At 73.8% G+C, this 18,528-nt stretch carries 17 protein-coding genes and 1 pseudogene; 10 read left to right on the forward strand and 8 right to left on the reverse strand.

Going from position 1 to position 18,528, the window contains the following annotated elements; all coding sequences use genetic code 11:
- Window positions 1–360: 360 nt before the first annotated feature.
- Entirely contained in the window at window positions 361–1,095 is a 735-nt protein-coding gene (locus ACIQMU_RS30700; RefSeq protein WP_402690164.1) for an alpha/beta family hydrolase, read from the forward strand.
- Between the two features lie 42 nt (window positions 1,096–1,137).
- Window positions 1,138–2,901: a SpoIIE family protein phosphatase gene (locus tag ACIQMU_RS30705; protein WP_402690165.1), complete on the forward strand. Its 1,764-nt coding sequence runs from the start codon at window positions 1,138–1,140 to the stop codon at window positions 2,899–2,901.
- Between the two features lie 92 nt (window positions 2,902–2,993).
- On the opposite strand, the gene ACIQMU_RS30710 is transcribed toward ACIQMU_RS30705, so the two are convergent.
- The 4 genes and pseudogenes from ACIQMU_RS30710 to ACIQMU_RS30725 all read right to left on the reverse strand — a co-directional run bounded on the left by ACIQMU_RS30710 (window position 2,994) and on the right by ACIQMU_RS30725 (window position 6,106).
- Window positions 2,994–3,239, reverse strand: coding sequence for a hypothetical protein (locus tag ACIQMU_RS30710; protein WP_352243664.1), 246 nt, complete (start codon window positions 3,237–3,239; stop codon window positions 2,994–2,996).
- 356 nt (window positions 3,240–3,595) lie between these two features.
- Window positions 3,596–4,868 (reverse strand): annotated as a pseudogene (locus ACIQMU_RS30715) (MAB_1171c family putative transporter).
- A gap of 64 nt (window positions 4,869–4,932) precedes the next feature.
- Window positions 4,933–5,520 (reverse strand): toxin, encoded by a 588-nt coding sequence (locus tag ACIQMU_RS30720; protein WP_352243662.1) that lies wholly within the window; start codon window positions 5,518–5,520, stop codon window positions 4,933–4,935.
- A gap of 10 nt (window positions 5,521–5,530) precedes the next feature.
- Window positions 5,531–6,106, reverse strand: coding sequence for a hypothetical protein (locus tag ACIQMU_RS30725; RefSeq protein ID WP_352243661.1), 576 nt, complete (start codon window positions 6,104–6,106; stop codon window positions 5,531–5,533).
- Window positions 6,107–6,497: 391 nt separating this feature from the next.
- Here ACIQMU_RS30725 and ACIQMU_RS30730 point away from each other — a divergent pair, with 391 nt between their 5' ends.
- The 5 genes from ACIQMU_RS30730 to ACIQMU_RS30750 all read left to right on the forward strand — a co-directional run bounded on the left by ACIQMU_RS30730 (window position 6,498) and on the right by ACIQMU_RS30750 (window position 10,019).
- Window positions 6,498–6,845 carry a MerR family transcriptional regulator gene (locus ACIQMU_RS30730; RefSeq protein ID WP_352243660.1) on the forward strand — a complete coding sequence of 116 codons (348 nt, stop codon included), beginning with the start codon at window positions 6,498–6,500 and terminating at the stop codon, window positions 6,843–6,845.
- Between the two features lie 372 nt (window positions 6,846–7,217).
- Entirely contained in the window at window positions 7,218–7,421 is a 204-nt protein-coding gene (locus ACIQMU_RS30735) for a cold-shock protein (RefSeq protein WP_015609674.1), read from the forward strand.
- A gap of 245 nt (window positions 7,422–7,666) precedes the next feature.
- Entirely contained in the window at window positions 7,667–9,241 is a 1,575-nt protein-coding gene (locus tag ACIQMU_RS30740; RefSeq protein ID WP_402690166.1) for a DEAD/DEAH box helicase, read from the forward strand.
- 147 nt (window positions 9,242–9,388) lie between these two features.
- On the forward strand, window positions 9,389–9,751 hold the full coding sequence (locus ACIQMU_RS30745) for an SCO5918 family protein (protein ID WP_352243658.1): 363 nt from the start codon (window positions 9,389–9,391) through the stop codon (window positions 9,749–9,751).
- Window positions 9,752–9,815: 64 nt separating this feature from the next.
- Complete coding sequence (locus tag ACIQMU_RS30750) at window positions 9,816–10,019, forward strand: hypothetical protein (protein WP_352243657.1); 204 nt, start codon at window positions 9,816–9,818, stop codon at window positions 10,017–10,019.
- Between the two features lie 41 nt (window positions 10,020–10,060).
- Here ACIQMU_RS30750 and ACIQMU_RS30755 read toward each other — a convergent pair whose 3' ends face one another.
- Entirely contained in the window at window positions 10,061–11,146 is a 1,086-nt protein-coding gene (locus ACIQMU_RS30755) for an acyltransferase family protein (RefSeq protein WP_352243656.1), read from the reverse strand.
- 161 nt (window positions 11,147–11,307) lie between these two features.
- Here ACIQMU_RS30755 and ACIQMU_RS30760 point away from each other — a divergent pair, with 161 nt between their 5' ends.
- From ACIQMU_RS30760 to ACIQMU_RS30770, 3 genes are all read left to right on the forward strand, one after another.
- Window positions 11,308–12,828 (forward strand): alpha/beta hydrolase, encoded by a 1,521-nt coding sequence (locus ACIQMU_RS30760; protein WP_352243655.1) that lies wholly within the window; start codon window positions 11,308–11,310, stop codon window positions 12,826–12,828.
- Window positions 12,829–13,029: 201 nt separating this feature from the next.
- Window positions 13,030–14,256 (forward strand): cation:proton antiporter, encoded by a 1,227-nt coding sequence (locus ACIQMU_RS30765; RefSeq protein ID WP_352243654.1) that lies wholly within the window; start codon window positions 13,030–13,032, stop codon window positions 14,254–14,256.
- A gap of 100 nt (window positions 14,257–14,356) precedes the next feature.
- On the forward strand, window positions 14,357–15,127 hold the full coding sequence (locus ACIQMU_RS30770) for a peptidoglycan recognition protein (RefSeq protein ID WP_352243653.1): 771 nt from the start codon (window positions 14,357–14,359) through the stop codon (window positions 15,125–15,127).
- 58 nt (window positions 15,128–15,185) lie between these two features.
- On the opposite strand, the gene ACIQMU_RS30775 is transcribed toward ACIQMU_RS30770, so the two are convergent.
- The 3 genes from ACIQMU_RS30775 to modA all read right to left on the reverse strand — a co-directional run bounded on the left by ACIQMU_RS30775 (window position 15,186) and on the right by modA (window position 18,507).
- Window positions 15,186–15,551 carry a PH domain-containing protein gene (locus ACIQMU_RS30775; protein WP_352243652.1) on the reverse strand — a complete coding sequence of 122 codons (366 nt, stop codon included), beginning with the start codon at window positions 15,549–15,551 and terminating at the stop codon, window positions 15,186–15,188.
- Window positions 15,552–15,661: 110 nt separating this feature from the next.
- On the reverse strand, window positions 15,662–17,635 hold the full coding sequence (locus tag ACIQMU_RS30780) for an ABC transporter permease (RefSeq protein WP_402690167.1): 1,974 nt from the start codon (window positions 17,633–17,635) through the stop codon (window positions 15,662–15,664).
- An 89-nt stretch (window positions 17,636–17,724) separates the two neighbouring features.
- A complete protein-coding gene (gene modA, locus ACIQMU_RS30785; RefSeq protein WP_402690168.1) occupies window positions 17,725–18,507 on the reverse strand; it encodes a molybdate ABC transporter substrate-binding protein in 783 nt (260 codons plus the stop codon).
- Window positions 18,508–18,528: the final 21 nt, after the last annotated feature.

Below are 18,528 nucleotides of genomic sequence, written 5' to 3' on the forward strand. Positions count from 1 at the left end.
GCCAGCGTGCTCTGGGCTCTGCTCCGTGACGGACGAGTCTTCACCCCCGTCCTGCCGCTCACGCAGGCGGCTTGACTTCGTCATTGAGACTCCTTCTGTGGTGGACCGCCGTGGTCGCGGCCCCGACGGTCGAGCGCGGACTCCGTGCTCCACGCCGACGGTACGCGGGACCGGTCACCGGGCCGACGGCCGGCATCTATCCTTCGTGGCGTGCTTCCCGCGGGGAACCCGCCGAGGCCCTCCGCCGCTGAGGCGCGGGGGCGGTGCGTCGTGTGCTGACGCCCACCCGTCCGGACCGGCCTCGGCGCCGAATACGGGGAGAGGGGGCCCTGCGCCCCGCACCCGGACCTGGAGGTACGCGTGGCCCAACGACCGCCGTCGGCAGCGGTTCTCGTCCTGCACGGGGGCCGTGAGACAGGTACGGAACCCCCGCCGCCGGGTCCGCTGAATCTGCCCGGCGTACGGATGCGCCCCTTCGTCCGGGCCATCGGCCGGGCCGCCGGTGAGACCCTTCTCGTGACGCGGGTGCGGTACGCCCACCGGGGCTGGAACGGCGCCCGCGCGGACCCCCTCCGCGACGCCCTGGCCGCCCTCGACGCGCTGCGGGAGGAAGCGGGAGAGGACCTGCCGTTGGTGCTCCTGGGCCACTCCATGGGGGCGCGCGCCGCCCTCGGCGCCGCCGGTCACCCCCTGGTGCGGGGCGTGGTCGGGCTCGCGCCCTGGTGTCCGCCGGGGGACCCGGTCACCCAGCTCGCCGGCCGGGACGTCGTCCTGGTGCACGGCAACCGGGACCGGATGACCAGCCCCCAGGCCACCCAGTCCCTCACTGCTCGGGCCCGCCGTGCCGGCGCCCGTAGCTGCATGATCACCGTCCGGGGCGGCGACCACGCCATGATTCGCCGGGCTCCCGCGTGGCACCGCCTCACCACCGCGCTGGTCACCGGACTGCTGGGTTCCGGCAGTCTGCCGGGGCCGGTCGGTGAAGCTCTCGCCCTGTCGCCCGACGCCGAGGCCACCGAAGGCACCCTGGATCTGGATCTGCACCTCGGCCTCGGTCCCGGTCCGCGCCGGGCCCGGACGCGCACCGTGCGCTGACCGGGCGTACTGCGGATGCGGTACGGGGCCGGGAGGCAGACGATGGAGATCCAGGAGCCGACGAGGGCGGGAGGCACGTCCGTGCACGCCGACACCTGCGACGACGGGATGCCGTCGTTCTTCGACCCGAAGACCGTCGCGGCCCTCTTCGACGGCAATCCGGCCGCTGTCGCGGTCCTCGACCACGAACTCCGCTACACCTACGTCAACCCGGCCCTCGAACGCCTCAACGGCCTGTCCTCCGCCGCCCACCTCGGACGGACCTTCCCCGAGGTACTGCCCGACCTGCGCGGCCAGGCCGCCGTCCTGCGCGCCGTCCTGGCCGACGGAAAGCCCCGCGAGGAGACGATCCAGGGGCGCACCTGGGGGGCGACCGAGGAGGACGAGTGCCTCTGGCGTGCCACCTACCACCGGCTGGGCGCGGACGAGTCGGTGTGCGGTCTGATGGCGATCATCGTGGAGATCACCGACATCGCCCGTCAGCACGAGGAGCTGGAGGTGGCCCGCGGGCACGTCGCCCTTCTCAGCACCGCGGCCGTCCGGATCGGCACGACGCTCGACATGGACACCACCTGCCGCGAACTCGCCTCGTTCGTGGTGCCAGCGTTCGCCGACGTCGCGGCGGTCGACGTGTTCCCGCCCGAGGTCGGGCACGCCGCGCGCCGCCCGGCCCCCGGTGTCGTACGGCTGCGACGGGCCGCGCTGCGGCGCGTCGGCGATCTCGACGAGCAGGTGCAGCGGTTCGGTCATCCCGGGGAGTACGTCGACTTCGCGGCGGACTCCGCGGTGACCCGCTGTCTGACGGGGAACCGACCGGTCCTCGACGACTGGACCGACGAGGGCTTGGAGCGCAGCGCCGCCACCTCGGAGCGGGTAGCCGCTTCCCTCGCGATCGGTCTGCGACAAGCGCTCATCGTGCCGCTCGTCGCCCGCAGCCGGCCGCTCGGCACGCTCAGCCTCGTCCGGGCCGAGGGCGCCCCCGCCTTCAGCGACCAGGACGTGGCCGTCGCCCGGGAACTCGCCGTCCGGGCGGGCGTGGGCCTCGACCACGCCCGCCGCTACGACCACGAGCACAGCATCGCCCGCGAACTCCAGCGCGCCCTGCTCTCCGAACCCCGGGGGCCCCACCCGCACGTCGAGATCGCCACCCGCTACCTCCCCGCCGACCGGGGCGTCCTGGTCGGCGGGGACTGGTTCGACGTCGTACCGCTCCCGGACGGGCGGCACCTCAAGGCGATGGGCGACGTGATGGGGCACGGCGTGGAGGCGGCCGTCGCCATGGGCCAGTACCGCTCACTGCTGCGGCTGCTGGCGGGGGAGGACCTGCGGCCCCACCTGATCCTGGAGCGGCTCGACGCCATGGTGGAGCGGTCGGGCCTGGACCGGGCGGCGACGTGCCTCCTCGCCGTCGTCGACCGGTTCGGCGGGATGTGCGAGGTGGCCAGCGCGGGCCACCTGCCGCCGGTGTTCATCGACCCGGGCGCGGCCGGGGCCCGGATCGTGCCGGTGCCGGTGGGGCCGCCGCTCGGGACCGGATTCGGCGGGTACCGGACCGCTTCCGTGCCCTGCGGCCCGGGAACCGTGCTGTTCATGTACACCGACGGCCTGGTGGAGCGCCGGGGCGAGGACATCGACGTGTCCGTGCAGCGGCTGGCCTCGCTGACGCTGCCGGCGGGCGGACGGCTGGAGGACCTGCTGGACCAGGTGCTGGACCGGTTCGGCGAGGAGGCGGAGGACGACATCGCCGTACTGGCCTCCCGCATCCGCGAGGGCCCGCCGGTGGTACGGCCGACCCCTCCGGAGTGACGGCCCCGGAAGAGCGGCCGCCCCCTCCGGAGCGGGGTCCGGAGGGGGCGGCCGCGGGCGTGTCCTGGCCGGGCCGGGCGGCTTCCGGGCGGTCAGGCGGCTTCCGGGTGCTCCCGCCGGCGGCCGCGCAGCTGCCGCAGTACGAGTGCGGCCGAGGTGATCAGCGGCAGCAGCCCCGCCACCGCGTCGGCGGTGTTCAGCCTGTCGTGCGTGCCCTTGGCCCGGCGGACCTGCTTGGACGCCCTGATGACCGCGAGCGCGCTGCTGCCCAGGCTCAGCACGAGCCCGGCCTTGCCGCCGCGCAGGCCCTTGCGGGATGCGGACCGGTTCTTCGCCATCGGAGGCACCTCCAGGTGCGGGAGTGGACGTGCGGCCCCGCCGAAGCACTGAGCCGAAGCACGGAATCGTCGCGCCCCTCCACGTAACCGGGTGTCCGCCGCCCCCGCAAACGGGGCGGCCCCTGCGGGCGCGCGCGCCTCCGCGACCGGGCGGCCGCACCGTCCCGGTCGGGCAGGAGGCCCCCCGGGCCGATCGCCCCGATGAAGGCCCCGACACGGACGATGACTCCCTGACCGCCCGGGGCCGCTGCCTCGACCCGGTGAAGCGCGCCTCCCCGTCGACGGCCGCGCTCGTCGCCGACGCGCGACGGACCGCCGCCCGTCGCCGGCGGTGTCACCTGCCTGGACCGCGCCGCTCAGGCCGGCTGGTCCGTCGTGCCGCGGGGGCGCGCCGGGGCGGCCGTGGCCGCGGCGGCGAGGACGGCCCGGGCGCGCTCCCCGCCGACCGTGCGGTACGCGGCGGCGACCCGGACCAGCCGGGCCACCTCGCCGTCCTGGTCCGCCGCGTGCTGGGAGGCGACCGTCGCGGCCTGCCCGGCGGGTGCGCCGGAGTCCTTCGCGAGCAGGGCGGCACGGATCCAGTAGGCGTCCCGGAGGGACTCGGCCCGGCGCGGGTCGTCCGTGTCGCGCGCGGCGGCCCGTCCGGCGGCGTCGAGCAGCCCGTCGGGCACGTAGTGGCGCAGCTTCTCGACCGCGTCCGCGATGTCGGCGGCCCAGCGGTCCACCCGCAGGTCGGCCGGGACGTTGAACCGGGTCAGCTCGCGGGGCAGCGAGGCGGGCGGGTCGAACGGCTGGTCCGGGAAGACGGTCATCAGCTCGTACCAGAGGGCGTGCAGCCGGACCTGGGCCCGCCACAGCCGGGCCCGCCGCGAAGGCGGGGACGGACGCGCCGACGGCGAAGAAGACGAACAGCACCAGCTGCGCCGCCTCGGTGACCCGGTCGAACCGCACGGCGAACGCCTCGGTGGGCTCGTCCACCACGCTGATCCACAGGAAGAGCGTGCGGCTGACGGTGTAGCCGACGCCGATGAACATCGCGAACGTCATCATCCCGAGCCCGATGCGCAGATGCCGCCGCCGGGTGTCGAGGGTGGCCAGCGCCCACTGGAAGGCGCAGACGGCGGAGGCGGCCCCGAGGTAGAGGTAGAACACGCTCATGTAGAGGGTGGCGCCCCCTTCCCCGGCGTGGTCGGAGACGAAGCGGTCCGAGGGCTCGGAGCGGTCGACGACGGTGAAGAACAGGACGGTCAGCAGGATCAGCGTGGCGACGGACGCCTTGGCCGCCAGCTTCTGCACGAGCCGCGCGAACCGCACGTGGCGGGGGGCCGCGCCCTCTTCGGGGTAGCTGCCGTAGATGGCCACGATGTAACTGAGGATGGCCAGAATGGCCACCGTGGCGGTGTAGTGCTTGATGAGGACGGCGAGGTCGGTGACGGCGCTGTTGTTGAGGCCGGTGCGCACCGCCTCGGTCTTCGTCCACAGGGCGACGGCGAATCCGGCGTAGCAGCCCCACAGGGCCCGGCGCCTGCGGTCCTCCTCGTCGCCCCACAGGGCAGCGGGCATACGCCACAGGGCAACGGCCGTCATCAGGCCGGCTGTCAGGTAGCCGGCGAGATCGAGGGGGGTCACGGCGGTGTTCGTCCTCGGGTCGGGGGTGCGGGACAGGGGCCCCGCGGGCGGGCGGTGGCACGTGTCAGGCGTCGTCGGACCGTCGTGCGGGGAAGAGGCCGCGCCGCCGGTGGGCCACCGGGCGGGACAGGGAGTTGTCCAGCCGCCCCACCATGTCATCGGTGGTGAGGTCCCGTGCCATTCGGGGGATGAGGGAGGCACCGAATTCGGCCATGCGTTCGTCATGGGTGGCGTACTGCGCACGGGCCTGGACGGTGCCGCCGCCGGAGGCGAAGGACTCGGCGGCGGCCGGGGAGATCGTCCGGGCGATCAGTGAGGTGTCGAAGACCGGGAGGAGCGTGCGCAGTTGCTCCGCGTCGAGCGTCGTCCCGTGGTCGAACCACTCGTGGCACAGCTCGTGCAGGATCACGTGCTGGGTCTGGTAGGCGGTCGGCCTGCGGCGGTAGAGGACGAGGCTGGTGCCGCCCGCCTTCAGGCGCAGTCCGCAGGCGGCGTTGACGCGGGCGAGCCGGTCCGGCATCTCGTGCAGCCGGATCGTGCGCCCCCGGGCCTCCTCCATGTTCGCGACGAGCCCGTCCAGCGAGAAGGGGACCGGGAGGGGCAGGTCGGCGAGCCCGGCCTCGCACTCTTTCCGCAGTTTCCGCAGGGACATGACCAAGACGCTACGCTGCCGGGCCCGGGGCGCGGTGGCGCACGGCGGAATCCTTCCCGCCGCTCTCCGCGTCGGGGCCTTCCTTCTCCCGGGCCGCGTCCTCCAGCAGGGACAGGGCGAACCGCAGCAGTTCCGGCGGGAGGCCGTCGTCGTCCAGACCCCGTCCGGCCAGGCCGCTGATCTCCCCGGTGCGGCGCTTGGCCAGGAACTGGAGTCCGGCGACGACGTCGTCGACGACCTCGGACTCCTCCTTGAAGAAGCGCCAGTCCACGCCGAACCCGAGGCCGAGGGCCTTGAGGATGTCCTCGGACGGCTGGGTGACCTTGCCGGCCAGGATGTTGGAGAAGTAGCTGTGCGACAGCGAGCCGCCGCGGTCACGGACCAGTTCGGCGAAGACCCGGCCGGAGACCTTCTGGCCGGGGAAGGTCTTCTCGACCATGTACTCGACCTTCTCCCGCAGGGAGCCGAGGCGGGGAAGCTCGTCCGGGCCGGGGGGGCCGACGGGTTCCGGGCCGTGTTCGTCGCCGTCGTCCATGGCCATCCGGGCCTCCACGGTCACCTCGGAGTCGGAACTGAGCTTGCGCAAACACTCTACGTCACTGTTAACTCGAAAAAACACGGGCAGGGGACCACGAGGGGAGTCCCTTGCCCGTGAATGATCCTGTGCCCCGCGGTGCCGAAACAGGCTCCGGACAGGGGTGTAGCCCTTCACGACGGGGGATGCGTGAAGGGCTACGCGTGCATTATGGCCCCGCGTTCCTCCCGGCGACAACTGACCGGTCGGTCAGCGATCCGTGGCGGCCGGCCCGCCGTGCTCCGACCGGTGGCCCAAATCTGCTCCGGCCGCGATAGACATGGCCAACCCGGGCTATTAGGGTTTCTCGTGCACTCACGTGAAGCAGCGGTACGCGGCAGAGGCGCTCCCCGCAGGCGTACGACGCCCGGCTCCTCCGTCACGCGTGACCGAAGAGGTGCAGATGCCCCCGGAGACCCCCTCGCACGCCGCCGACCGGCTCGATGACGACGATTACCCCGCCTACACGATGGGGCGAGCCGCGGAGATGATCGGTGCGACGCCGGGGTTCCTCCGGGCCATCGGCGAGGCCCGTCTGATCACCCCGCTGCGGTCCGAGGGCGGCCACCGCCGCTACTCCCGCTACCAGTTGCGCATCGCCGCCCGCGCCCGCGATCTGGTCGACGCCGGCACGCCCATCGAGGCCGCCTGCCGCATCGTCATCCTGGAGGACCAGCTGGAGGAGGCCCTGCGCCTCAACGAGGAGCTGCGCGGCCGGCCCGTCCGCTCCGGCGGTTCCGCCGGGCGCTGACGGCCGCCGCGCCCCGGGCGCCGGGGCCCTCGGGCCCGGGGCGCAGGGGGTCGCGGCGCCCCGGGCCCGGGAGGTCTCACGGGCCCCGGAAAATATCTGCATTGGTCAGCACAGAATTTTGCATAATGCGTGCCGAAGCTTTTCTGTTCCGACGCGGCCGGTGATATTAGGCACCCGCCTCTCCCGCCCCATCGTGCTACTGTAGATCTCAGTTGCAGTTGTGGTTCCCAAAAACTTCAAGTGTTCTTGCCGGTCGGATGTCGGCGGGCGCACTTTTGTATTTCCGGTGTTCTTCCGGACGGGGTAATCATCGCGGCGACGTTGGGTCCGCACAGTGTGGGCCCGCGGGCTCTGCCCCTAAGGAGATATGACATGGCTACTGGCACCGTGAAGTGGTTCAACGCGGAAAAGGGCTTCGGCTTCATCGAGCAGGACGGCGGCGGCGCCGACGTCTTCGCCCACTACTCCAACATCGCCGCCAGCGGCTTCCGTGAGCTGCAGGAAGGCCAGAAGGTGAACTTCGACGTCACGCAGGGCCAGAAGGGCCCGCAGGCCGAGAACATCACCCCCGCCTGATCACTCAGGTAGTACTGCGCAGCTGGGGCCCGCACCTTGGGGTGCGGGCCCCGGCTCGTTGTCGTTTCCGGGGCCCGCGCTGCGCGCCCCCCGACGGAGCCGCGTCCGGTGTACTGATTCCCGGCGGCCGGGCTTCGTTTTCTTTTGTCATTTCATCGGCTCGTTCTTGCGATTCTGGGTGCCGTTCACGGTCGCTTCCCGAAAAAGAATCCCTCGATACGTGCCCCATCGAGGAAAGGTTCTGCATGAACCGCGAACGCACACCCCGCTCCAACGACCGATTCTCCCGCACCCGCTCGGGCGGCGGCGCCCCGCGCCACTCCGGCGGCGAGCGCCGGGCCGCGGGCTTCGGCGGCGGACCCAAGCGCTCCGGCGGCTCCGGCGGCTCGGGCCGTTCCGGTGGCTACGGCCGCCGCTCCGCCTCCGGCGCCAAGGGCGAGTTCGCCCTGCCGGTGACCATCACCCCGGCCCTCCCCGCCGTCGAGAGCTTCGGCGAGCTGGAGATGCCCGCACCGCTGAAGGCGGCGCTGCTCGCGGAGGGCATGACCGTGCCCTTCCCGATCCAGGCGGCCACCCTGCCGAACTCGCTGGCCGGCCGTGACGTCCTGGGCCGGGGCCGCACCGGCTCGGGCAAGACGCTCGCCTTCGGTCTGGCCCTGCTGGCCCGCACCGCCGGCCGCCGCGCCGACGCCAAGCGCCCGCTCGCGCTGGTCCTCGTCCCCACCCGGGAGCTGGCCCAGCAGGTCACCGACGCGCTCACCCCGTACGCCCGGTCGCTGAAGCTGCGCATCGCGACCGTGGTGGGCGGCATGTCCATCGGCCGCCAGGCCAGCGCGCTGCGCGGTGGCGCCGAGGTCGTCGTCGCCACCCCGGGCCGGCTCAAGGACCTGATCGAGCGCGGCGACTGCCGGCTGGACCGGGTCACCATCACCGTCCTCGACGAGGCCGACCAGATGGCCGACATGGGCTTCATGCCGCAGGTCACCGAGCTGCTCGACCAGGTGAACCCGGACGGGCAGCGGATGCTCTTCTCGGCCACCCTGGACCGCAACGTCGACCTGCTGGTGCGGACGTACCTGAAGGACCCGGTCGTGCACTCCGTCGACCCGGCCGCCGGCGCCGTCACGACGATGGAGCACCACGTCCTGTACGTCCAGGGCGCGGACAAGTACGCCACCACGACGGAGATCGCGGCCCGCGAGGGCAGCGTGATCATGTTCCTGGACACCAAGCACGCGGTGGACAAGCTCACCGACCACCTGCTGCACAGCGGGGTCCGGGCCGCGGCGCTGCACGGGGGCAAGTCCCAGCCGCAGCGCACCCGCACCCTGGAGCGCTTCAAGACCGGCCACGTCACCGTGCTGGTCGCCACCAACGTCGCGGCGCGCGGCATCCACGTCGACAACCTCGACCTGGTCGTCAACGTCGACCCGCCGAGCGACCACAAGGACTACCTGCACCGCGGCGGCCGTACCGCCCGCGCCGGGGAGTCCGGCAGCGTCGTCACCCTGGTGCTGCCGAACCAGCGCCGTGAGATGACCCGGCTGATGGCGGACGCCGGGATCACCCCGCAGATCGCCCAGGTCCGCTCCGGCGAGGCCGAGCTGAGCCGGATCACCGGCGCGCAGACGCCCTCCGGCGTCCCGGTCGTCATCTCCGCCCCGGCCAAGGAGCGCGGCAGCAGCCGCGGCGGCGCCTTCATGGGCCGCGGCACCAAGCGCGGCGGCAGCGGCGCTCCGTCCCGGGGCCGCCGTCCCGGAGTGCCCACCCCCGAGGCCCGCGCGGCCGCCTCGCAGCGCCGGAACAACCGCGCCGCGTGACCGGTGCGGCCGGCGGCCCGCCGCCGGCCGCACCGTACGCCCGGCGATCCTCCGGCGCGTACACCGAGCCTCTCGTCCGGGGCTTGCGAACGTCCCCTCCGTGCACTCGACACATTTCCCCGTGCACTCGATCCCTGTTGAGGAACCATGCGCTGTGTCATCGCCCGCTTCCCCTTCGATCTGTTCAAGAACGAGGTGGAGGACTCGATGAAGGGCATCAAGCCCGAACCCGTCACGGGGGACGCGGTGGTCATCAGCCGCCGGGTCTACCCCGTCAAGCAGGTGGGTGAGGTGATCACCCGGCAGGACCGCCGGGACTTCAGCTCCGCCGAGGTCGTCCGGGCGCTGTCCAAGCTCGGCTTCACCTGTCGTACCGCCGAGTCGGCCGTGCCCGCCCCGGCCCCCGTGCGTACCCCGCTGGAGACGGCTTCCGCGCTGTTGGGGACTCCGGCCGAGGCGCGGACCGAGGCCCCCGGAACGGTGTCCGCGGCCGGGCCCGACAGGGTCTGAGACCGGCACCCACGCCCCGCGACGCCGGTCTTCCGGCGTCGCGGGGCGTGCGATCATCTGCGCCATGAAGACCAAGCTGACCGCGTTGGCAGTGATGGTGGCCGCGCTGGTGCTGCCCGCCACCGCCGCCCACGCCGACGAGACGCACACCGACGCCCACAACGGCCCGCAGGTGGCCCTGATCTCGACGGGCCAGATCGACGATCCGCTGGAGGACGTCCTGGAGCACGTCGCGGTCCTCGGCCGGGCCGTCGTCGTGGATCACTGACCGGCGCCGCGTCTCCCCCCGCCTCCCGGCCGTCCGGCGTCTCAGGACGCTCGGGCGGCCGGTGGTTTCTGCCGGGCCCACGCCATGCGCGGTTCCAGCAGCGGGCGCAGCAGGCGCCGGACCGGGGGCGTGCACAGCAGCGTCATGATGACGGCCGCGCCCAGCGTGACGACGACCGTGCCCATCGTGGTGTCGAAGTACGGGCCGTCGTAGAACCCGCCGTAGTTCAGCGAGCGGACGACGAAGCCGTGGAGCAGGTACCCGTACAGCGTGCCGGTGCCGAGCGTGGTCATCCAGCCGCGGCCCCTGGGCACCCAGGCGAGGAAGCACGCGCCCAGCACGACGGCGGCCGCGAACAGCAGGAGCGTGGCGGTCGGGCCCGTCCACTGGTCGACGCTCAGCTCCTGGGCGCTGTTCTTGCGGAAGAACCACGAGGTCGACGTCCGGGGCACCAGCCAGTACGCCAGCAGCATCCCGCCCACGAACACCGGCAACGAGGCGACCCGCACCCAGGCGGACCGGAGGAACGCGAAGTGCTCCGGGCGCAGCCGCAGCCCCAGTACGTAGAACGGCAGGAACTGGAGGATGCGCTGGATCTGGAGACTCCCGTCGGCGGCCGGTGACACCGTCGCCAGGGCGGCGACGGTGAGCGAGACCAGCACCGGGAAGCGCACCGTCTGCCACAGCGGGGTGGACAGCCGCCAGAGGAACAGGGCGGGCAGGAACCACAGCAGCCAGTAGGGCTCCAGCAGCGACAGCGGGTAGTCCGGGTCGCGCACCGCCCGCTGGAAGAGCGAGTAGAGGACCTCGAACAGGACGTAGGGGACCAGCAGGCTGGTGACCAGCTTCCACACCCGGTCCGGCCGCAGTTCGAAGTTCCGCGAGAAGTAGCCCGCGATCAGGATGAACACCGGCATGTGGAACGTGTAGATGAACGTGTACGCGGCTTCCACGAGGCGGCCGGGGGGCAGCGGCTCCCACGCGTGTCCGATCGCCACCAGCACGATCGCCAGGTACTTCGCGTTGTCGAAGAAGGGGTCCCGGCCGTCCGGCGGCGGTTCACCGGTGTCCGGGGCCGGGGCGGCGGCGGTGGGGCGCGGCTGCTCGGAGGTGAGGGGGGAAGACATCCTGACACCCTAGAACGCGGACGCGTTCCGTCCACCCGGTGTGACCTTGATCACTCGGGCCGGGCGGGGGTGGTCCGGGGGGTCCGTCCGGGGGCTGCCCCCACCCGCGTCCACCGGGCTCCCGCATGGGCAGTGCCCCCTGGCCCAACAAGGCTGTGCGCATGACGACTTGGACCCGTAAAGCCTTCCTTCTCACCGTCTCCGCCGCCGCCGCGGCCGGCACGCTGACCGCGGTCGGCGCGCCCGTCGCGCACAGCCGCCCGGCGGGCCCCGCCACACCTCCGCTCGCCTGGGGCCCCTGCTCCCCGCTGCCGGGGGCGGCCTTCCCCGCCGGGCAGCAGTGCGCGACGCTCCGCGTCCCCCTGGACTACCGCGCTCCCGGCGGGCGCACCGTCGACGTGGCGGTCACCCGGCTGCGCACCGACCGGCCCGAGGCCCGGCGGGGGACGCTGCTCGTGCTCGCCGGCGGCCCCGGCGGCTCGGGGGTGCGGCGTCTCGCGCAGAAGGGCGAGGCGCTCCGGGAGGCGACCGAGGGGGCGTACGACCTGATCAGCCTGGACCCGCGCGGGGTCGGCGGCTCCACCCGGGCCACCTGCGGCATCCCCGGGCCGGACCGGCACGCGGTGACGCTGCGGTCCTGGCCCTCGGCGGACGGCTCGATCGCGGAGAACACCGAACGGTCCCGCCGCACGGCCGAGTCGTGCGACCGCAACGGCGGCCCCCTGCTGCGGTCCCTCACCACGCGGAACCAGGCCCGCGACATCGACCGGCTGCGCGCCGCGGTCGGCGAGCGGAAGCTGTCGGTCTGGGCCCACTCCTACGGCGGTTACGCCGGTGCGGTGTACGCCCAGGAGCACCCGGGCCGCGTCGACCGGCTGGTCCTGGACAGCACCGGCGACCCGGACCCGGCCCGGGTGGCGTACGGCTGGCTGGCGAACGTGGGCCCCGGCACCGCCGGCAGCTTCCCCGACTTCGCGGCCTGGGCGGCGGACCCGGCCCGCGATGCCGAGGGGCTGCGGCTGGCCCGGCGGGCCGAGGACGTGCGGCCGCTGTTCCTCGCACTGGCCCGGGAGCTGGACCGCGCCCCCCGGGAGTCGGACGTCCCCGGCGTGCCGCTGACCGGGAACGGACTGCGGCAGGCGCTCCAGAGCGCCCTCCAGGGTGATGCGGGGTTCGCGCCGCTGGCCCGGCTGGTCCGGGCGGCGCGCGACCCGGAGGGCCGTCCGGCGCTGCCTCCGGAGCTCGCGGGCCCGCTGCCGGACGAGGACGCGGCGGTGTCGATGGCGGTGGTCTGCAACGACGTGCGCTGGCCGGGCCCGGCCTCCGGGTACGCCCGCCGGGTCGCCGCCGACCGGGCGCGGTACCCCCTGACGGCCGGGATGCCCGTGAACATCACCCCGTGCGCCTTCTGGAAGCACGAGGAGGAGCCGAGGCCCGCCCGGATCACCGACGAGGGGCCCTCGAACGTGCTGATGATCCAGAGTCTGCGCGATCCGGCGACCCCGCTGGCCGGGGCGCTCAGGATGCGGGCGGCGCTCGGCGAGCGGGCCAGGATGGTGACCGTGGAGCGGGGCGGGCACGGGATGTACCTGGGCAACGGCAATGCCTGTGGCGACCGGGTGGTCAGCGACTTCCTGGTGACGGGGCGGCGGCCCGCCCGGGACGCCCACTGCCCGGACTGACGGGCGCTCCGCGCGGACCGGCGGATGCTCTGCCCGAATCGGCGGATGCTCCGCCCGGACTGACGGGCGCTCCGCCCGGGCCGGCGGGTGCTCTGCCCGGCCCGTGGCTCTTTCCCGCCGGGCCGGGCCGGGCGGTGTCCGGGTGGGCGTGCTGGGTGTCATAACGGTGGATTACGGGTCTTTCCTTGCTATACACGAGCGATGGAGTACCCGGGGACCCTCGTCCTGATCATGGCCCTGGCGGTTCTCGCCCCGCTGCTCGGCTACGCGACCGGGCGGTGGCTGTCCGTCCCCGTCGTCATCTTCGAGATCGTGCTCGGGGTCCTGGTCGGACCCGATGTGCTCGGCTGGGCCCACCACGACCAGGTCATCGACACGCTGTCCGACCTCGGGCTCTCGATGCTGATCTTCCTCGCGGGGTACGAGATCCGGTTCGCCGAGGTCCGCGGCTCCACTCTGCGCCGGGCCGGCGGGGCGTGGATCGTCTCCTTCGCGGCCGGGCTCGGCGTCGCCCTGCTGCTCAGTGGGGCGGACCTGGCGAAGAGCCTGGTCATCGGCACCGCGCTCACCAGCACCGCACTGGGCGCGGTGCTGCCGATCCTGCGGGACTCGGGGCGGCTGGAGGGACGGTTCGGGTCGGTGGTGATGGCGTTCGGCTCGGTCGGCGAGTTCGGCCCGATCATCGCGATGGCCCTGCTGTTCAGCGGCCGCAGCCCCGGTGCGGCGGGCGTGGTGCTGGCCGTGTTCGCCGTCGTCACGGCGGGCGCGGTGTTCTGGGCGATGCGGCCCCGGCCGCCGTGGTTCGCCCGGATCATCGCCATGACCCTGCACAGCAGCGGCCAGTTCGCCGTCCGTTTCGTGATGCTGCTGCTGGCCGGGATGCTGGGGCTCGCCCATGTCTTCGGCCTGGACACCCTGCTCGGCGCGTTCGCCGCGGGGATGCTGACCCGGCTCGTCCTCCAGGGGGCGGTACCCGAGCGCAGCGGGGAGGTCCTGGAGCGGGTGGAGGCGATCGGCTTCGGCTTCCTGGTGCCGTTCTTCTACATCGTCACGGGCATCGACTTCGACCTCGCGGCCCTCCTGGACGGCGGGCGCCCGCTGCTGCTCCTGCCGGTCTTCCTGCTGCTGTTCCTGCTGGTGCGCGGGGTCCCGGCGTATCTGCTGGCCCCGCGCGACCTGACCGGGCGCGCCCCGAGGTCCGCGCTGGGGCTGTTCGCGTCCACCTGTCTGCCGCTGGTCGTCGCGATCACCGCGATCGGCCTGGACGAGAAGGTGATCGGAGCCGGCGAGGCCGCCGCCCTGGTCGCCGCCGCGATGCTGTCCGTGCTGGTGTTCCCCCTGCTGGCGTTCCGGCTGCTGCGCCGGGCGGAGGACGGCGGGGGCAGGCGCGCCCCGGTCCGTCCGGCGGAGAGCGGCGAGGCGTGGTGAGCGGCCCCTCCCGCTTCGCCCGGCCGCGTCCCCGTCGGCCAGGTCACCCGATCGGCCCGCTCCGCTGCGAAGCCGGCGGGCAGGCCGCAGGGTGGAGTGCATGTGGTCCCGCCGACTCGTCCTGGGCGTTCTGGTGCTGCCCCTGGCCCTTCTGGTGTTCGGGGACGGTCCGGCCTCCCGCGTGCCGGGGACGGAGCTGGCCACCGGGCCCCGGCCGCCGCGCGGGCTGCCGCAGCCGGCGGTCGTCAGCCGCCGGGAGTGGCGGGCGGACGAGGAGCTGGTCAGGGAGGGGCCGCACTTCACGGGCGCGGCGCGGGCGGTGTTCGTCCACCACACCGGCAACCCCAACGACTACGACTGCGCGGACGCGCCCCGCCTGATCCGGGCCGTCCAGCGCGACCACATCCGGCAGGACGGCTGGGACGACATCGGTTACAACTTCCTCGTCGACCGCTGCGGCACCATCTACGAAGGCCGCGCGGGCGGGGTCGGCCGCGCGGTGCTCGGCGCGCACACCAAGGGGTTCAACACCGACACGGTCGGCATCGCGGCGATCGGGAACTTCGGCCCGGGCGCCGAGGTGCCGAAGCCGGTGATGGACGCGCTGGTGGAGCTGGCCGCCTGGAAACTGCGGCCCGGGGCGGACCCGCTGGGCACCGTCGACCTGGTCTCGACGAACGCCGAGAGCCGCTTCGACCGGGGCCAGGTGGCCCGGCTGCACGTCATCTCCGGCCACCGCGACAGCTTCGAGACCCGCTGCCCCGGTGACGCCCTCTACGGCCTGCTGCCCGAGCTGCGGGAGCGTGCCGCGAAGCTGCGGGCGTCCGCTCCCGGACACTCGGCGGCGGCTCGGCTGCGCCCGTACTTCTGAGCCGTCCGGCGCCCCCGATGGCGTGGCCGCCGGGCGACGAGCCGCGCCGCCCGGGGTGCTACCGGGCGACGAACTGCGCGAGTACCGCCTGCACCTCGTAGATGTCGACGCCCTTGGTGAACGTCTTCTGGATCGGGGTCACGTGGCCCGAGACCCAGATGCTCAGCTCCGCTTCGAGGTCGAACGTCCCGGCCGTCTCCACGGCGAACTGCGTGATGCTGCGGTACGGGACGGAGCGGTACTCCACCTTCTTGCCGGTGATGCCCTGCTTGTCGACGAGGATCAGCCGCCGGTCCGTGAACAGCATGGTGTCGCGGATCAGCAGGAACGCGGCGTGCACCTGCTCGCCCGGTCCCAGGAGCCGGGCGTAGTCCTCCTGCGCGGTGGCCGGGTCGATCGTGTGGGCGTTGCCGAACAGTGCCATGGGTTCCCGTCTCTACGTGATGTCGTACTGGAGTACGTGTACGGCCCGGTTCTGGTTCCCGTACGGGCCGCCCGGCCTCTTCGCCTTCCCGTACGGACGGCCGGACTCCCCTACAGCGGCACGACCGTGGCCTCGGTCGCCTTCACGCTGGTCCAGACCGCGCTCCCGTCGGCGATGCCCAGGTCGACGGCTGCCCCGGGGGTGATCTCCGCGACCAGGTCCGGGGCCCGGTCGGACGTGATGAGCAGCCGCAGCCGGCTGCCGCCCGAAGTGATCTCGCGGACCGTGCCGGGCCAGACGTTGCGCGGGCTTCCGGTGGGGCGCTCCCGGTGTACGGAGACGGCTTCCGGGGCGATGACCGCGAGGCCCTCCGTGCCCGGGGGGAGGGGATCGGCGACCACCAGGCGTCCGCCGCCCTCCAGGGCCAGGCCGTCCGCGGTGGCGGTGCCGGGCCAGGCGTTGCGGCCGAGCATCCGGGCCACCCACGGCGAGCGCGGGTGCCGCGTGACCTCGGCGGGCGGCTCGTCCTGGAGGGCCCGGCCGTCCTCCAGCACCAGGACCCGGTCGGCCAGGGAGAGGGCCTCGACCGGGTCGTGGGTGACGATCAGGCAGACCCCGCCGAAGTCCGCGAGGTGGTCGCGCAGGGTGTGCCGCACCCGGGCCCGGGTGGTCTGGTCGAGGGCGGCGAGCGGTTCGTCCAGCAGCAGGAGGCGCGGGCGGGCCGCCAGCGCGCGGGCCAGGGCCACCCGCTGGGCCTGGCCGCCGGAGAGCTGGGCGGGCCTGCGGTGGGCGAGATGGCCCACCCCGAGCCGGTCCAGCCACCCCTGGGCCGCGCGCCGGGCCGGGGCGCGGGGCACGCCGTGGGCGCGGAGCCCGTACGCCGTGTTGGACAGGGCGCTCAGGTGCGGGAAGAGCGCCCCGTCCTGGGGGACCCAGGCGACGCCCCGGCGGTGCGGGGGAAGCGCGGTGACGTCGTGCTCCCCGAGGCGCAGGGCGGCGTGCGCGCGGGGTGTGAGGCCGAGGAGGGCCCGCAGGAGCGTCGTCTTGCCCGCGCCGTTGGGGCCGACCACCGCGATGGTGGTGCCGGGCCCCGCGTCCAGGGTGAGGCGGGTGAAGCCGGTGACCTCGGCGTGCAGGGGCCAGGGCTCGGGGGGCGCGGGCGTCCGCGCCGCGGCGGACGAGGTGTGCGCGCCGGGGGCCTCCCCGTGGGCGCCGTTCGTCTCCTCCGTAGGGCCGGGGCGGTCGGGCGCGGGCCGGCGGGCGGGGGCCCCGGCGGCCCCCGGGGTGCCGGTCCAGCGGCCCCGCAGCGCGATCAGGACGGTCATCGCGATGGCCAGGAGCAGGAGCGACACGGAGGTGGCGGCCTCCGGCGCGTCCTGGAGCAGCAGATAGACCTGGAGCGGCAGGGTCTGGGTGGTGCCGGGGAGGTTCCCGGCGAAGGTGATGGTCGCGCCGAACTCGCCGAGCGCCCGCGCCCAGGTCAGGGCGGCTCCGGCGATCAGCCCGGGGGCCACCATCGGCAGCGTCACGGTGAGGAACACCCGTACCGGCGAGGCTCCGAGCGAGGCGGCGGTCTCCTCGTACCGGGGGCGCAGCCCGCCGAGCGCGCCCTCCAGCGAGATGACCAGGAACGGCATCGCGACGAACGTGGCCGCGAGCACGGCCCCCGAGGTGTGGAAGGGGAGGGTGATGCCGAAGGTGTCCTCCAGCCACGGGCCGAGCAGCCCGCGTCGCCCGAACGCCAGCAGCAGGGCGACGCCGCCGACCGTGGGCGGCAGCACCATCGGCAGCAGGACCAGCGAGCGGACGAACGCCTTGCCGGGGAACGGCACCCGGGCCAGCAGCCAGGCCAGCGGCACGCCGAGCAGCAGCGACAGCCCGAGCGCCCACAGGGAGACGAGCAGCGAGAGCCGCAGCGCCTCGGTGGTGGCCTCGGCCGTGAGGTGGGCGCCGAGATCGGCCCAGGATGTGCGGACGAGAATCCCGGCGAGCGGCAGCATCAGGAACGCCACCGCCAGCAGGGCGGGCAGCGTGAGGAGCAGGGGGGCGCGGGCTCCGGTGGCGCGGCGGCCGGGACGTTTCATCGGGGACCTCGTCGGACTCGGAGTGCGGTGACCGGCGGGCCCGCCGCTCCTGCGGTACGGACCTGCCGGGGGCGTGGCGCGGACAGACCCTACGGCTGCTGGAAGCCCGCGTCCCGGAGGATGCTCTGCGCGGCGGGCGCGGAGAGCCAGGCGACGAACGCGGCGGCGGCCTCGCCGTGCCGCGACGTCTTCAGCGTGGCGGCCGGGTAGGAGGCGATGGCGTTCTCCGCGTCCGGGATACCGACCGCGTCGACCTTGCCGGGAGCGGCGGCGGCGTCGGTCCGGTAGACGAGCCCGGCGTCGGCCTCGCCGAGCGAGACCTTGCTCAGGACCGCGCGGACGCTGGGCTCCTCGGAGACCGGCCGCACGTCGATCTTCCCCGCGTCGAGGATCTGCCGGCTGTAGCGGCCCACCGGGACCTCGGGGGCGGCCAGGACGACCTTCAGCTCCGGGTCGGTGAGGTCCTGGAGGCGCTCGATCTTCTCGGGGTTGCCCTCACCGGTGGCGATGACCAGGCGGTTCTTGGCGATGACGGTCGGCTTCCCGGTGTCTTCCAAGAGGCCGTCCATCGTCCGGGTGTCCGCGGTGACCACCGCGTCGGCGGGAGCGCCCTGCCTGACCTGGGCGGCCAGTTCCTGCGAGCCCGCGAAGGAGTACGTCACCCTCGTGCCGGGGTTCTCCTTCTCGTACGCGGCCCCCGCCTCCTTGAAGACGTCGGTCAGGGAGGACGCGGCCAGCACCGTCAGCTGTGCCTTCGGCGCACCCGACGCGGACCCAGGGCCGCTGCCGCCGCCGCAGGCGGCGAGCGGGACCAGGAGGGCGGTGGTCAGGGCGGCGGCGGCCGCACGGCGGCGAGGGGCCGGCAGAGGCATGGGACTCCTTGAAGGCGTGCC

The sequence above is a fragment of the Streptomyces sp. NPDC091649 genome, from assembly GCF_044756785.1.
Taxonomy (GTDB): Bacteria; Actinomycetota; Actinomycetes; order Streptomycetales; family Streptomycetaceae; genus Streptomyces.

Coding starts and splice junctions, on each gene's coding strand:
- ACIQMU_RS30705 (WP_402690165.1), top strand. CDS start 1,138: ATGGAGATCCAGGAGCCGACGAGGGCGGGAGGCACGTCCGTGCACGCC.
- ACIQMU_RS30710 (WP_352243664.1), bottom strand. CDS start 3,239: ATGGCGAAGAACCGGTCCGCATCCCGCAAGGGCCTGCGCGGCGGCAAG.
- ACIQMU_RS30720 (WP_352243662.1), bottom strand. CDS start 5,520: ATGTCCCTGCGGAAACTGCGGAAAGAGTGCGAGGCCGGGCTCGCCGAC.
- ACIQMU_RS30730 (WP_352243660.1), top strand. CDS start 6,498: ATGCCCCCGGAGACCCCCTCGCACGCCGCCGACCGGCTCGATGACGAC.
- ACIQMU_RS30735 (WP_015609674.1), top strand. CDS start 7,218: ATGGCTACTGGCACCGTGAAGTGGTTCAACGCGGAAAAGGGCTTCGGC.
- ACIQMU_RS30740 (WP_402690166.1), top strand. CDS start 7,667: ATGAACCGCGAACGCACACCCCGCTCCAACGACCGATTCTCCCGCACC.
- ACIQMU_RS30745 (WP_352243658.1), top strand. CDS start 9,389: ATGCGCTGTGTCATCGCCCGCTTCCCCTTCGATCTGTTCAAGAACGAG.
- ACIQMU_RS30750 (WP_352243657.1), top strand. CDS start 9,816: ATGAAGACCAAGCTGACCGCGTTGGCAGTGATGGTGGCCGCGCTGGTG.
- ACIQMU_RS30755 (WP_352243656.1), bottom strand. CDS start 11,146: ATGTCTTCCCCCCTCACCTCCGAGCAGCCGCGCCCCACCGCCGCCGCC.
- ACIQMU_RS30760 (WP_352243655.1), top strand. CDS start 11,308: ATGACGACTTGGACCCGTAAAGCCTTCCTTCTCACCGTCTCCGCCGCC.
- ACIQMU_RS30765 (WP_352243654.1), top strand. CDS start 13,030: ATGGAGTACCCGGGGACCCTCGTCCTGATCATGGCCCTGGCGGTTCTC.
- ACIQMU_RS30770 (WP_352243653.1), top strand. CDS start 14,357: ATGTGGTCCCGCCGACTCGTCCTGGGCGTTCTGGTGCTGCCCCTGGCC.
- ACIQMU_RS30775 (WP_352243652.1), bottom strand. CDS start 15,551: ATGGCACTGTTCGGCAACGCCCACACGATCGACCCGGCCACCGCGCAG.
- ACIQMU_RS30780 (WP_402690167.1), bottom strand. CDS start 17,635: ATGAAACGTCCCGGCCGCCGCGCCACCGGAGCCCGCGCCCCCCTGCTC.
- modA (WP_402690168.1), bottom strand. CDS start 18,507: ATGCCTCTGCCGGCCCCTCGCCGCCGTGCGGCCGCCGCCGCCCTGACC.